The sequence below is a fragment of the Mesorhizobium tamadayense genome, assembly GCF_003863365.1.
Classification (GTDB): Bacteria; Pseudomonadota; Alphaproteobacteria; order Rhizobiales; family Rhizobiaceae; genus Mesorhizobium; species Mesorhizobium tamadayense.
Map to the genome: position 1 here is coordinate 13,093 of NZ_RQXT01000009.1, position 14,438 is coordinate 27,530.

Consider the following 14,438-nt stretch of genomic DNA (forward strand, 5'->3'; position numbering starts at 1 on the left):
CGCTCCTCTTTTGCGCCGGACCCCTCATTTGTCGTTCAGCCCGCCGGTCCGGCACCGGCGAGTGTCTCCCCGGTGATCATGTTGATCACCGCGTCGGGACTTGTCTTGTTGCGCGCAACATCGCCCGCCACGACGCCCTGGCGGATCACAACGATCCGGTCGGCGACCTGGAAGGCCTGCTGCATGATGTGGGTGATGATGACGACGCCGATGCCCTGGCTCGCCACCTGGCGGATCATGTCGAGGCCGCGGCGCGTCTGCTCGACGCCGAGCGCGGCGAAGGGCTCGTCGAGCAGCACCAGCTTGCCGCCCCAATGGACGAAGCGGTTGAGCTCGATCGCCTGCCGCTGGCCGCCGGAAAGATGCTCGACCTTGGTGCGCAGCGAGGGAATGCGCGTGCCCGCATTGGCGAGCGCCCTCGCCACCACCGCTTCCATGGCGCGCTCGTCGAGCACCGGAACGCCCAGCACCTTGCGCGTGATCTCGCGGCCCATGAAGAAGTTGGCCACCACGTCGACATTGGTGCACAGCGAGAGGTCCTGGTAGACCGTCTCGATGCCGGCGGCCTTGGCCTCGGCGGGAGATTTGGCGAGGAATTCCTTGCCCTCGAACAGCATGCGGCCGGAGGTCGGCTCGAGCCCGCCGGCGATGATCTTGACCAGTGTCGATTTGCCGGCGCCGTTGTCGCCGAGCAGCGCCACCACCTCGCCGCGCGCGATCGAAAAGCTGATGCCCCTCAGCGCGTGGATGGCGCCGTAGTTCTTGGTGATGTTGTCCAGGACCAGCAGGGGTTCGCTCATGCCGCGATATCTCCGCCTTTCAGAAGGTCGCCCTCGCTCTGCCGCTTGGCGGTGAAGATCTGGCCGAAGCGCGGTGAAAGCACGCCGGAAACGGCAAGTGCGGCGGCCCCGCGCAGCACCGTGTGCTGGCCGCCCTGCGCCACCACGATGCGAGATGTCCGTCGGTCCCTGCGGGCCGAGACCGAATTGTGGAGCGGCTCTGCCGATGCCGACAGCCGCTCGAGCAGGGCCGGCGAGGCCAATCCGCCGAGGACGATCGTCTCGGGGTCGAAGAGGTTTTCGATGGTGGCGATGGCGTTACGGAAGATCGGCGCGACGTCGGCCACCCAGTCGGCATCGTCGCCGCTCCAGCGTCCTCGCGCTTCCAGCGAGATATAGCGTTCCAGGCAGCCGCGGTTGCCGCAGGGACAGGGTTCGCCGCCCGGGACGACCGGGATATGGCCGATCTCGCCGGCATTGCCCCAGGCGCCGCGCAATGCGCTTCCGTCATGCAGCATGGTGCCGCCAAGGCCGAAGCCGAAATAGAGATAGTAATATTCTGAATGCTTCGCGCCGAGGCCGTAGAGGCGCTCGCCCATCGCGGCGGCCGCCATGTCGTTTTCGAAGAAGGCCGGCAGGCCGGTGACGGCGGTCAACCTTTCGCGCAGCGGAACGTCCTGCCAGCCGGCCATGGTGGTCGGGCCGACAAAGCTCATCGGCTCGACACCGAACGGTCCCGGAAGCGCCATGCCGATGCCGATGACGCGGCCACCCGAGCGGCGGCCGGTCAGTTCGGCAACCATGGCGCCGATCGCATCGAAGGCATCATCGGGCGTCGCGCTGGGCGCCTCGCGATGCGCGCTCTCGATCACGTCCCCGCTGAGATTGATCAGCGCGGCGTCGATACCGAGCGGGGTGAGGTGGATGCCGACGGCGAAACCACCTTCCGGATTGATGCGCAGCGTTGCGGGCGGCAGGCCGCGGCCCTTCGGCTCCTCGCGAACCGAAAGAATAAAGCCTTGCTCCTCCAATTCGCGAACGATGGTCGACACCGTCTGGACGGTGAGCCCGACATGCCGGGCGATCTCGCCGCGGGCGATGGGGCCGAACCGGCGGATGGACTCAAGCACGATGCGCCGGTTGTACGGCCGCCCGAATTCCTGATTGGTCCCCCGCAACGCCATGGCTTTCGCTCCCAGCTGACGCAAGGTTCGCAGAGAAGATTTATTCAGTCAAATGGAATTCAAAAATATTTTCGAGCTTGACCGCAAGGGACGCGGCCTAACCGGCAGGCTAGATTGTCGGAAGTCTCGTGTCGGACGGCGCGGCGTTCGCTCCGGCGAACGCGCGCTACAGGAACTGCGCGACCTTCTTGCCGACCGCGAGGAAGCGCAGCGGGTCGACCGCCTCGCCGCTGTGGCGCACTTCGTAATGGAGATGCGGGCCGGTCGAGCGGCCGCTGCTGCCCGTCTTGCCGATGACGTCGCCGGCGGCGAGCTTCTGGCCGACGGTGACGTCAATCTCGCTCAGATGACCATAGCGGGTGGAGAAACCGTTGCCGTGGTCGACCTCGACCATGCGTCCGTAGCCGCCGTTCCAACCCGCCTTGGTGACGACGCCGGCGGCCGTGACCTTGGCCCGCATCCCGATCGGCGCCCTGAAATCCATTCCCGTATGCAAGGCGGCCGTGCCGAGGATCGGGTCGGTACGCACGCCGAACGGACTGGTGACCGGGCGGCCAGGGGCAGGATTGGTGAGCGGCAGCTTGCGCGCGTCCTTCTTGACTTGATCAAGCGCATCAAGAGCTTCGTCCAGCTCCTTGACCTTGCTGTCGAAGATCATCGAGGAATCGAGTGGCACCAGCGGCCCGCCGACATCGTTCTTGTCGAGCTCTGTGTCTACCGGCAGGCCGGCGGCTTCGAGCGCCTGCGAAATTGCATCGGCGCTCCGGTAGGCATTGTCCGCAAGCCTGGCGATGCGGGAAAGCTGCTGGCTCTCGATGGCCTTGAGCGATGCGTTGATCGACACGAACAGCTTGTCGGCGCGATCGGCGGCCGTTTCGTTGTCGAGCGGATCGGAGCGGGTCGACCACAGCGAGAACGGCCTGGTGTCGCCGGCACCCAGACTGGCGACCGAGTAGGTCGGGGCCTGCGAAAGGCTGCCGGTCGCATCGGCATGCTCGTCGGGTTTCGTCGCGGTATCGGCCGGCATATCGCCGACCTCGCTTTCGGCGCGTTCGAGGATCGGTCCGAGCCGCCCATGGCGCTGGCTGAGCTGGGTCTGCCTGGCCAGCAGCTCGCTGACCTTGGTTTCCATAAGCTGCTGGTCGAGAAGCTGGCGGCTGGTGATGCGGTCGACCTGGGCGCGAAGCGCGGAGATGCGGTCCTCATAGGCCTGCTGCATGCGCGCCTGCCTGGCCGTGGTCGCGCCGATCAGATCGTCGCGTAGCACCAGATAGGAGGTGGCGAGCAGGTAGCCGATGGCGATCGCCGCCAGGGCGGACCCGATGAACGCGGCAAGCCAGGGACGGATGGTGAAATGCCTGATCTCGTTGCCCCGGGCGATAATGACCGTGTGGGGCTCCTTGCGCCTGCCGAAGACCGCTGACTGACCGTTTGGATTCACGGGACCAAGCTTTCGTTACGACTCCAACGACAGCCGGGATTACACATTATTAGGGTTAACAAAGCTTTGCCGGCCGCAACGCTCCCGTGACCAATTCACGCATTGCGGGTGGCGGGTTGCGGCCGGGAGAGGCCGGTCGGCGACGCCTCGAAAGCTTGGGTCCCTAGCTTCAGAGAGCGCGCACCGCCGCCAGCACCTCTTCGGCATGGCCCTTGACGCGTACCTGGCGCCAGATGCGGGCGATGCGCCCATCTTTGCCGATCAAAAAGGTCGCGCGCTCGACGCCCATATATTTGCGGCCATACATCGTCTTCTCGACCCACAGATGGTAGGCCTCGATCACCTTGCGCTCCTCGTCGGCGACCAGATCGACGGTCAGATCGTACTTCGCCTTGAATTTGTCGTGTTTCTTGACGCTATCGGGAGACAGCCCGATGACCACGGCGCCCGCCTTCTCGAATTCCGGCTTCAGCTGCGAGAAGCCGATCGCCTCATTGGTGCAGCTTGTGGTGTCGTCCTGCGGATAGAAGTAGAGTACGACAAGCTTTCCCCGCAATGCAGCGAGGCCGAGAGAGCCTCCGCCGTCGCGCGGAAGATCGAATTGCGGCGCAACGTCGCCCACTGCGAGATCAGTCATATCGATGCCCTTGTTGGCGGTTACGCGCGGGAAAGCATCGATATAACGTGAAGCGGGGATTCGTCCACGACGAGTTCGTTACAACGGAATATTGCGTGGATCAGGAGCAACCGCAGCACGAGAAGATCAGGTTCAGGCGTGACGAGATCACCGACCTGGGGGCGTTTCCGTCCGCGTGCAGCGTGCCGCCGCTCGGCCGTGCCGCGGCTCGCCGCCGCTTCCGCATCATCGGGCGGGTGTTCGCCGGACTCTGCGCGCTGGTGCTTCTGGCGGTAGCAGGCGTCTATGCGCTCGGCACGTCGGGCATCGGCACGGAGCGGCTTCGCGCCGAAGCCGAGGCGGCCATCGAGAAGCTCGCCGGCGTCGATGTCGACGTCACGGTCGGGCCGGCGCGGCTGACGCTTGACGGATCGAGCTTCGTCGCCCTGCAGGTGAGCGATGTCCACTTGAAGACGGCCGACGGCAAGCCGATGGCCGAAGTTGGGCGTGTCCGTTTCGGCATGCGTCTGCTGCCGCTGCTGTCCGGCGAGGTCCGGCTGACCAGCGCCAGGTTCTCCGATGCCCACATCATGGTCGCCGCGATGCCGTCCGGCAACGGCGACTGGACGGCGGGATTGCGTAACGAGGACGGTCTCGTCGATCCCGAGAAAATGTCGGCGGCGGTGTTTGCCGGCGTCAACGACGCGCTGGACGCGGTCCGCGAGGATTCGATGCGCCAGGTCGATCTGCGCAACGTCGAGTTCGAGCTGCCGGACACCGGATTGGTCAAGCGCGTGACTGTCACCGAAGCCACGGTCGAGCAGGCAGGCGCCGGCAGCATGCAACTCTCCTATGATGCCGATGTCGATGGCAGACACGCCACTCTAACCGCGTCCGCGACCCGCGATGCCTCGGCGCGACGGATTGCCTCGCTGGATGCGAGTCTCCAGATAGACAGCACGGACGCGGGGTCAAACGCCGAAAGCCTAGCTCCCGGAGCCGCCCCGGCTGCCGGCGCCGGCAAGCTTGGTTCGATTGCGCTGAAGCTTTCGGGCGCCGAAGCGTCCGGCGAAACGCCGTCGCGGCTGACGGCCTCCCTGTCGCTCGGCGGCTCGGTGCTCGATCTCGGCTCGCGCGGGCTGCTGCCGGCCGATGTCGACGCCGATGCCACGCTGACGGCGGGATCGAACAAGATCTCGGTCGACAGGCTGCTGATCCGGACCGGCCGCTCGACCTTCGATTTCGCCGGCTCGATCGGGCCGAAACCGGCGGCCGCGGGCGAGGAGCCATCCTATCGCTATGATCTCACCAGCGACGGCTCGACGCTCGCCCCTTCGGAATCGCCGGAGCCGGCGCTTCAGTTCCTCGCCCGCATCGCCGGCGTCTACCAGACCAAGAGCCGCATGCTCGTCGCCGAGCAGATCGGCGTCCGCTCCGGCGGTTCGAGCGAGGTGCTGGGCACGGCCTCGCTCGCCTTCATCGATAACGGCCCCCCTGGCGTATCGCTTTCGCTCAATATCCACGACATGCCGGTCTCGCATGTGAAGCAATTGTGGCCCTGGTTCTCCGCCCGCAATGCGCGCCTTTGGGCGCTGGACCATTTGTTCGGCGGCCGTGTGGTCGACGCCAACGTGCAGTTCCAGGTCGTGCCGGGGCGGCTCGGCAACGGCGTGCCGCTTTCCGGCGACGAGGTCTTCGGCCGCTTCCAGGTCGAGGGCTCGCGCTTCGACACGGCTGGCCGCATCCCGCCGATCCGCGACGCCGTCGGCGTCGTCGCCTTCCATGGAAACGACGTCGACGTCACGCTCTCCTCGGGCAGCGTCTACATGCCGAGCGGCCGCACCGTGGCGGCAAGCGGGGGCACACTGACGGTGAAGCAGGCGAACCGTTCACCGGTCATCGGCGCGCTCGACATCGACGTCGCCGGCGAAGCGCCGGCAATCGCGGAGCTCGCCTCCTACGAGCCGATCAACGCCATGCGCCATGTCGGGCTTGCGCCGGAGGATCTGAGCGGCACCGTCACCGGCCATGTGCGGGCCGACATTCCGTTGACCTCCGGCGTCGACACCTCGACGCTCGACTGGCTGGTGGCGCTGGACTACCAGGACCTTTCGCTCGCCAAGCCGTTCGAGGACCAAACGGTGACCGAGGCCGACGGGTCGATTACCGTCAGCCCCGACCGTGCGGTGATCTCGGCCAAAGCGAAGCTGAACGGCATTCCGGCGGGGCTCGACCTGGTCGAGCCGCTCGAGGACAATGGGCCGCCGCGCAGCCGCAAGGTGGCGCTGGTGATCGACGACAAGACACGCGACGCAACGATGCCGGGCCTCTCGCCGCTGCTCGCCGGAACCATCAAGGTGGCGATCGACAAGAGCGGAGAGGGCAGCCAGAACGTATCGGCCGACCTGACCAACGCAAGGCTCGACATCCCGTGGGCCGGGTGGAGCAAGGGCGCCGGCATTCCTGCCAAGGTCACCTTCACGATGGCGAAGTCCGGCAGCACCACCACGCTGTCCGACTTCGATCTCGACGGGAAGAGCTTTTCGATCGACGGCGACGTGACGCTGGTCAACGGGGCGCTGTCCTCGGCCCGCTTCAGCAAGGTCGCGTTGAACAGGGGCGATGATGTCGCCGTCTCGGTGAAGCGGTCGGGCAAGACCTACGCGGTCGACGTCAGCGGCGACTCCCTCGATGCCCGCTCGCTGATCAAGCAGTTCACCTCCGATGTCGACACAGCCACAAAAAGCGCCGGCGTCGGCGCGATCTCGGTCAGCGCCGACGTGAAGTCGCTCACCGGCTTTCACGACGAGGCGCTGTCGAACCTGAAGCTGAATTACAGTGCTGCCGGCTCCAGGGTGAATGGCCTCGATGTCAGCGCGACGGCGAGCTCCGGTGCCGCGATCACCGTCAGGAACACCACCGGCGCCGACGGCCGGTCGCTCAGGATGAAATCGGCCGATGCCGGGGCCATCCTGCGTTTCCTCAACGTCTACGAGCATATGGAGGGCGGGGCGATCACGCTGTCGCTCGCGGGCGCCGCCGACGGGCCGATGAAGGGCCAGGTCGACGCCAGCAATTTCTACGTCGTCAACGAGCCGAAGCTTGCCTCGATCGTGTCGACCAAGCCGGCCGGCGACACGCGCAGCCTGAACCAGGCTGTGAAGGCCGATATCGACACTTCCAGAGTGCAGTTCGAGCGCGGCTTCGCCGAGATCGACAAGGGCTCCGGCTATCTCAGGCTGGCAAACGGCCTGCTGCGCGGTCCGCGCATAGGCACCACCTTCCAGGGCACGCTCTACGACCGGGACAACAACATGGACATGACCGGCACCTTCATGCCGGTCTATGGGCTGAACCGCATTTTTGGCGAACTGCCGCTGTTGGGCCCGCTGCTCGGCAACGGCCGCGACCGCGGCCTGATCGGCGTCACCTACCGGCTGCGCGGCAACGCCAACAAGCCGAGCCTCGACATCAACCCGCTCTCGGTGATCGCGCCGGGCATATTCCGGTCGATCTTCGAGTACAGGTGAGGGCTGGCCGCGCATCGTATGGGCAGAGAGCTTGGGCTTGGCCTTGATGTCGCAGCAGTGGGCGATCACGGGCTTGGGACTTGCAAAAGCCGAACTTTGCCGTCAGCCTGAGCCGATGATGGCACGGCTGTCGCAAAAACATCTCATCGTCATGCTGCTCGCGGTCTTCCTGGCCGCCGGGTTCAGCTTGTCCGCGGCGCAAGCCGGCGTCATGTCGGCCAGCATGACGGCGATGACCGGCATGACCATGGCTGCCGATGCCGGCATGGCCGCCAATACCGGCCTGACTGGCGACTGCAAAGCTTGCCTCAAGGGCGGTGGCGACACCGGAAACCCGAAGCAATGTCCGCCTGTCTGCGTTGCGCCGGTGCTCGCGGTGCTGCCGCAAGACTTCGCCGTGACGACGGTGCCGCGCCTGCCGCATCCGCTGGCGCAGCCCACCCCGTTCCTGCACGGGCGAAGTTCCCCGCCCGATCCATTCCCTCCCAGACCCGTCGCCTGACGCCGTTTCAGCCGCAACACGGCTGATCTTCGGCGCCTGACCGCCCGCGCCGCGCATCGTTGCGCCGCGGGCGCGCACGCAATCCAGCTCGATGCCGAACCGCTTCGCCATCGATCGAGATCGCAAAGGGTTTGAAGGGTGAACCACGATTTCCGTTGCACTATGTCGCGCCGCGCGTTTCTTGCGGCCGTGGCGGGTGCCGCCGCATCGGCGTCGATGCGCGGCGCCCACGCCTCCGCCGTCGACGAACGCCAAATCAAGGTCGCGCCCGGCGAAGTCCGGTTGAACGGCGCGGGTGGTCCGTCCACCGCCGTCTGGACTTACAACGGCACCGTCCCCGGTCCGGCGTTGCGGCTAAGGCAAGGCCAGCCGGTCCGCGTCGCCGTCGAGAACGGGCTGGACGAGGACACCACCGTCCACTGGCACGGCATCCGCCTACCGAACGCCATGGACGGCGTGCCGGGGCTTACCCAGACGCCGATCAGGCCCGGCGAAAGCTTCTCCTACGAGTTCGCGCCGCCCGATGCCGGCACCTTCTGGTACCATCCGCATGCCGATAGCCTGGTGCAGATCGGCCGCGGGCTGGCCGGCCCGCTGATCGTCGAGGAGGCCGAGCCCGTCGCCTTCGACGGCGACCTCCTGTGGCTGCTGCAGGACTGGCGGCTTACTAAAGACGGCCAGATCGCCGGCGGCTTCGGCAGCATGATGGATGCCTCGATGTCCGGCCGCGTCGGCAATCTCGTCACCGTCAACGGGCAGGCGCAGCCCGATCAAAGCGTGCGGGCCGGCGAGCGCGTCAGGCTGCGGCTCGCCAATGCCTCGCTTGCCCGCATGATGGCGTTGCGCTTCGAAGGCCACCGGCCGGTCGTCCTGGCGATCGACGGCCAGCCCTGCGACCCGCATGAGCCTGAAGACGGCCGCCTCGTGCTGGCGCCGGCGATGCGCATTGACATCGCGCTCGACATGCAGGGCGACCCCGGCAGCCGGCATGACGTGATCGACGATTTTTACGACGGCCTCGCCTACCGCCTGACCACGCTCGTCTACGACAATGCGTCGCCGATCCGGCCGCATCCGCTCTCGGCACCCCTTGCACTTCCGCGCAATCCGCTGCCCGAGCTCGACTTCGCGAACGCCGTCCACCAGGAGATCGTGCTGCAGGGCGGCATGATGGGCGGCGGCAAGCTGAAAGGCGCCGGCGGCATGATGGGCATGACCATGCCCGGCATGAATGGCGGTGCTGCCTGGGCGATCAACGGCATGTCGATGACCGGTGACGGCCATGCCGGCATGGCGCCGCAGTTCATGCTCGAACGCGGCGCCACGTGCCTGCTCACCATGCGCAACGAGACCGCCTGGTGGCACCCCATGCATGTCCATGGCTTCAGCCTGTCAGTGCTTTCCCGCAATGGCGAGCCGGTGCCGCACCGGCAATGGCAGGACACGGTGCTGCTGGCGCCGAAGGATACGGTCGATTGCGCCTTCGTTGCCGACAATCCCGGCGACTGGATGCTGCATTGCCATGTCGCCGACCACCAGATGGCCGGCCTGATGACCGTTTTCCGAGTGAAATGAATTTGAACCGCGCTTACCCAAAGGAGAAATGCAATGAAACTGACCTACCGCCTTGCCGCCCTTGCTGCCCTGATCGCAACGCCACTGCCCGCTTTCGCGGCGACGATCAATGCCGTGATGTACAAGAACCCGCAATGCAGCTGCTGCGAATCCTATGCGAACTACCTTGAGCACAACGGCTTCAAGGTTGAGATCAAGCCCGTCAACAATCTTTCCCAGATCAGCAGCGATGCAGGTGTGCCCGCCGACCTCGAAGGCTGTCACACCCTGATGGTCGACGGCTATGTCGTCGACGGCCTGGTGCCGGTCGACATCGTCAAGAAGCTTCTCGCCGAACGTCCTGCCATCGCCGGCATCACGCTCGCCGGCATGCCGGCCGGCGCGCCCGGCATGGGTGGCGAGAAGGACGGAACCTGGACGATCTACGCCTTCACCAAGGACGGCAAGGCGCCGACCGTCTATGCGACGGAATGAGCGCCCATGACCGCAAGCAAACTGGCCGTGGCCCTATCGGCGATGCTGCTCGCGGCCTCGGTGCCCGCGGTAGCGGCGGAGGCGCCGCAGAACTTCGCCGTTCTCGACACGCCCGCCGCCGTGCCGGAGATCGGCTTCGCGGACGCCGCCGGCCAGCCGAGGACGCTCGCCGACTATTCCGGCAAGGTGGTGCTGCTCAACATCTGGGCGACGTGGTGCGCGCCATGCCGCAAGGAAATGCCGACACTCGACCGGCTGCAGGCGAAGCTCGGCGGGCCGGATTTCGAGGTCGTCGCGCTGTCGATGGACCGCAAGGGCCCCGACGCCGTGAAGAAATTCTTCGCCGAGACCGGCGTCACGCACCTTGCGCTGAACATCGATACCTCGGCCAAGGCGATGTTCACGCTTGGCGCCGTCGGCCTTCCGATGACCCTGCTGATCGACCGGCAAGGCAAGGAAATCGGCCGCCTGATCGGCCCGGCCGAATGGGACGCTCCGGACATGGTCGACTTCATCCGCGGCCGCATCGCCGCCAATCAGAAGGAGAAATGAACGATGCCTGTTCGGACACGGCATGAGCCGGCGGATCGTTGTCTCTCACCGAGTTGGACGCGCTTGCTCTGCGGCCTGATCGTGCTCGCGGCGCTGAGCGTCGGCTTCGCGCACACCTCCCGGGCGCATTCGCTGGACGACATAGACGCCATGCTGCAGAGCGACGAAAAATATTTCCAGCCGATCGACAAGCCGATGCCGGACTTCACGCTGCGCGGCGCCGAAGGGCGCATCGTGCGGCCGGCCGATCTCGCCGGCAAGGTCGTCGTGCTCCATTTCATCTACACCTCATGCCCGGACGTTTGCCCGCTGCATGCCGAAAAGGTCGCCGAGGTGCAGAAGATGGTGAACTCGACGCCGATGAAGGATCGGGTCGTCTTCATCAGCATAACCACCGACCCGAGGAAAGACACGCCCGATGTGCTCAAGGGCTACGGGCCGATGCATGGGCTCGACCCGGTCAACTGGCGGTTCCTGACCACGGCCCTGGACCAGCCGGAAGATACGACCCGCAAGCTAGCGGAGGCCTTCGGCCACAAGTTCACCCTCACCGACGACGGCTACCAGATGCACGGCATCGTCACCCATGTGATCGACCGGGAAGGCCGCTGGCGGGCGAATTTCCACGGGCTGAACTTCCAGCCCATCAACCTCGTCACCTTCGTCAACGCGCTCACCAACAATGTCGAGCGCCCGCACCACGAGCCGGACGAAGGCTGGCTGGCGAAGTTGAAGAATTTTCTTTGATCCATTCACTGGCGGCCCGCGGATGCAGGCCGCCTCAAGCTAGGGAGAGGCACATGATCATGGGAGCAAAACAGGTAAGCAGATATTGCGGCGGCATCGTCCGCATGCTGCTGCTTGCCGGCCTAACAGGGTGGTTCCTGCTCAATCCGGGCATTCTGGGCGCCGAAAGATCGGCGCTCGCGGCCGGCGAGATGTCCCAGGACCAGCTCGACCAGCGGATCCATGACTATATCCTGGCGCATCCGGAGGTTCTCGTGCAGGCGCTGCAGAGCCTGGACCAGCGCCAGCGCGAGGCGGATCTGGCCGAGGCCAGAAAGGTGCTCAAGGCGCGCGCGGACGACATCTTTCACGACAAGCAGAGCCCCGTCGGCGGCAATGTCCAAGGCAATGTCACGCTGGTCGAATTCTTCGACTACAATTGCCCCTATTGCCGTGTGATGGCGCCGATCATGGAACAGGCCGTGGCCGACGATCCGCAGCTAAGGATCGTCTACAAGGAATTTCCAATCCTCGGCCCGGATTCCGTGTTCGCGGCCAAGGCCGCGCTCGCCGCCGACAAGCAAGGCAAATACGCGGCGATTCACAAGGCGCTTTACGCGGCAAAGACAAGGGTGACCGAGGCGGCCGTGCTCAAGATCGCCGCCGAGGCCGGGCTGGACGTCGAGCGCATGAAGGCCGACATGCGGCAGCCCGACATCCAGGCATCGATAGACCGCAACGCGGAGCTGGCTCAGGCGCTGAGGATCACGGGGACGCCGGGCTTCGTCGCCGGCGACCAGATTTATCCCGGGGCAACCGATCTTGCGACGCTGAAGACATTCGTCAATCAAGCGAGGACCGGCAAATGACCAGCACCCCAAACCGGCGCACGATTGTTCTCGGCGTGCTCGGCGTCGCCGCGGCCGCAAGCCTTTTCGGGCGAACGGATTCGATCGCTGCCGAGGACACGGAATTGGCAAAGCGTTTCAAGGATCTCAGCGAGAACGGCAACAGCACCTGCTCGGCCAAGTTCACGGACTCGATCGCGACCATGCCGGCGATAGCTCGCATCAAGGGCTCGTGCTGCAGCCCGATGGAACTGAAGCGTTATGGCGAGCAGGTGAGGGGGCTTGCCAAGTACCGCGCCATCCCGATGATCCCCGGCGATCCCTACGACATAGCGGCGGCCACGGCGCAGCAGTTGTTGCCGTATTACGATCTGAAGCTCGCCGGCGACGAGCAGAAGGCTTACGACTATGCGATGGCCAATTCCGAGGAGAAAGGCCCCTGCTGCTGCCCCTGCTGGCGCTGGAAGGTTTATGGCGGACTGGCGAAATACCTGATCCACGAACACCGCTTCACCGGCGAGCAGATCGTCGATGTGTGGGACCTTTCCGACGGCTGCGGCGGCGGGATGTAAGGCTTGCCGGAGAAGTAACATTCCGCCCCGTTAGCCGCCGCTCGCCAACCGGAATCCCCGTCGCCTTGACTGGCCCGCGCCGCGACCTAGTTCACCCGCAATCGCCGATACGCGCCGGCGAGGCCGGTGCTCGCCACTCATGGAGGATGATCGCCATGATGATGGATGGTTCGGCTTGGATGATGGGCGGCATGGCGCTCATCTGGGTCCTGGTCTTCATCACGCTTTTGCTCGGCATAGCGGCGCTGGTCAAATACCTGCGAAGCTGACCGACGCCGCGCGTCCCGGCAAAGGTCGCGGCCGGTGGTAGGCGTGGCGGCGAATGGTCAGACGGCGCGCACCAGGACGTGCTTCTTCCGGCCGAGCGAGAGCTTTGCGACGTTGTCCGCGCTCAAATCCTGAAGCGTCACGACAAACCGATCATCCGACACCGGTTCGTCGTTCAACCGTACCGCGCCACCCTGGATGTGCCGCCGCGCCTCGCCGTTGGAGGCGGCAAGGCCGGCGGTAACGAACAGCGACAGGATGCCGATACCGGCCTCCAGGTCGGCCTTGGCCACCTCGACGCTCGGCAGCGTGTCGGCGAGCGCACCTTCTTCGAAGGTCTTGCGCGCGGTCTCGGCAGCCGTTTCGGCGGCTTCCCGGCCGTGCAGCATGGCGGTGATCTCGGTGGCGAGGACCTTCTTCGCCTCGTTGATTTCCGAGCCGCCGAGCTTTTCGAGCCGCGCGACCTCATCCAAGGGCAGCGTCGTATAGAGCTTCAGGAAGCGGCCGACATCGGCGTCCTCGGTGTTGCGCCAGTACTGCCAGAACTCGTAAGGCGACAGCATGTCGCCGTCGAGCCAGACCGCGCCCGAGGCCGACTTGCCCATCTTGGCGCCGGACGAGGTGGTGAGCAGCGGCGTGGTCACCGCATAGAGCTGCGCGCCTTCCGTGCGGTGGCCGAGGTCGATGCCGTTGACGATGTTGCCCCACTGGTCCGAGCCGCCCATCTGCAGCCGGCAGCCGAAGCGCTTGTAAAGCTCGACGAAGTCGTAGGCCTGCAGGATCATGTAGTTGAATTCGAGGAAGGACAGCGACTGCTCGCGGTCGAGCCTGAGCTTGACCGAATCGAAGGCGAGCATGCGGTTGACCGAGAAGTGCCGGCCGACATCGCGCAGGAAGTTGACGTAGTTGATCTCCATCAGCCAGTCGGCGTTGTTGACCATGATCGCGTCGCCGGCGCCGCTGCCGAATTTGAGGTAAGGCGCGAAATTGCGGCGGATGCCGGCGAGATTGTCCTCGATGTCCTGCGGCGTCAGCAGCTTGCGCGCCTCGTCCTTGAAGGAAGGGTCGCCGATCATCGAGGTGCCGCCGCCCATCAGCGCGATCGGCCGGTGGCCGGTCTGCTGCAGCCAGTGGAGCATCATGATCTGGATCAGCGATCCGGCATGCAGGCTCTTCGCCGTCGCGTCGAAGCCGATATAGGCGCTCACCGTCTCCCTGGCGAAAAGCTGGTCGAGGCCGGTCTCATCCGAAATCTGATGGATGAAGCCGCGCTCGCTCATGATGCGCAGGAAATCGGACTTGAAGGCGGACATTTTTTCTTCCCGGAGTTCGCCCGGCGCTTAGGCCAAGCGTGACGTGAAGGCGCGCGTTT

General features: G+C 65.4%; 13 protein-coding genes. 8 read left to right on the forward strand and 5 right to left on the reverse strand.

Features of this window, described 5'->3' with window-relative positions:
• Window positions 1–35 precede the first annotated feature (35 nt).
• The 4 genes from EH240_RS09660 to EH240_RS09675 form a co-directional block, all read right to left on the reverse strand.
• Window positions 36–800, reverse strand: a complete 765-nt coding sequence (locus EH240_RS09660; RefSeq protein WP_124997551.1) for an ATP-binding cassette domain-containing protein — start codon at window positions 798–800, stop codon at window positions 36–38.
• A complete protein-coding gene (locus EH240_RS09665; protein WP_124997553.1) occupies window positions 797–1,963 on the reverse strand; it encodes an ROK family transcriptional regulator in 1,167 nt (388 codons plus the stop codon). The genes EH240_RS09660 and EH240_RS09665 overlap by 4 nt, the downstream gene beginning before the upstream one ends.
• A gap of 166 nt (window positions 1,964–2,129) precedes the next feature.
• Entirely contained in the window at window positions 2,130–3,404 is a 1,275-nt protein-coding gene (locus tag EH240_RS09670) for a M23 family metallopeptidase (protein ID WP_124997555.1), read from the reverse strand.
• 169 nt (window positions 3,405–3,573) lie between these two features.
• Window positions 3,574–4,041 (reverse strand): peroxiredoxin, encoded by a 468-nt coding sequence (locus EH240_RS09675; RefSeq protein ID WP_124997557.1) that lies wholly within the window; start codon window positions 4,039–4,041, stop codon window positions 3,574–3,576.
• A gap of 95 nt (window positions 4,042–4,136) precedes the next feature.
• Here EH240_RS09675 and EH240_RS09680 point away from each other — a divergent pair, with 95 nt between their 5' ends.
• The 8 genes from EH240_RS09680 to EH240_RS09715 all read left to right on the forward strand — a co-directional run bounded on the left by EH240_RS09680 (window position 4,137) and on the right by EH240_RS09715 (window position 12,799).
• Complete coding sequence (locus EH240_RS09680; protein WP_124997559.1) at window positions 4,137–7,550, forward strand: DUF3971 domain-containing protein; 3,414 nt, start codon at window positions 4,137–4,139, stop codon at window positions 7,548–7,550.
• A gap of 73 nt (window positions 7,551–7,623) precedes the next feature.
• A complete protein-coding gene (locus EH240_RS09685) occupies window positions 7,624–8,052 on the forward strand; it encodes a hypothetical protein (protein ID WP_245435894.1) in 429 nt (142 codons plus the stop codon).
• 138 nt (window positions 8,053–8,190) lie between these two features.
• The gene (locus EH240_RS09690; RefSeq protein WP_245435896.1) at window positions 8,191–9,627 is read left to right on the forward strand and encodes a multicopper oxidase family protein; all 1,437 of its coding nucleotides are present in this window, start codon (window positions 8,191–8,193) and stop codon (window positions 9,625–9,627) included.
• A gap of 33 nt (window positions 9,628–9,660) precedes the next feature.
• Window positions 9,661–10,101 (forward strand): DUF411 domain-containing protein, encoded by a 441-nt coding sequence (locus EH240_RS09695; protein ID WP_124997561.1) that lies wholly within the window; start codon window positions 9,661–9,663, stop codon window positions 10,099–10,101.
• Between the two features lie 6 nt (window positions 10,102–10,107).
• Window positions 10,108–10,653, forward strand: a complete 546-nt coding sequence (locus EH240_RS09700; protein ID WP_124997563.1) for a TlpA disulfide reductase family protein — start codon at window positions 10,108–10,110, stop codon at window positions 10,651–10,653.
• Window positions 10,654–10,656: 3 nt separating this feature from the next.
• Window positions 10,657–11,400, forward strand: a complete 744-nt coding sequence (locus EH240_RS09705; protein ID WP_124997565.1) for an SCO family protein — start codon at window positions 10,657–10,659, stop codon at window positions 11,398–11,400.
• A 53-nt stretch (window positions 11,401–11,453) separates the two neighbouring features.
• Window positions 11,454–12,248, forward strand: coding sequence for a DsbA family protein (locus EH240_RS09710; RefSeq protein ID WP_124997566.1), 795 nt, complete (start codon window positions 11,454–11,456; stop codon window positions 12,246–12,248).
• A complete protein-coding gene (locus tag EH240_RS09715) occupies window positions 12,245–12,799 on the forward strand; it encodes a hypothetical protein (protein WP_124997568.1) in 555 nt (184 codons plus the stop codon). Before EH240_RS09710 ends, EH240_RS09715 begins: the two co-directional genes overlap by 4 nt.
• A 326-nt stretch (window positions 12,800–13,125) precedes the next feature.
• On the opposite strand, the gene tyrS is transcribed toward EH240_RS09715, so the two are convergent.
• Complete coding sequence (gene tyrS, locus EH240_RS09720; RefSeq protein ID WP_124997570.1) at window positions 13,126–14,379, reverse strand: tyrosine--tRNA ligase; 1,254 nt, start codon at window positions 14,377–14,379, stop codon at window positions 13,126–13,128.
• Window positions 14,380–14,438: the final 59 nt, after the last annotated feature.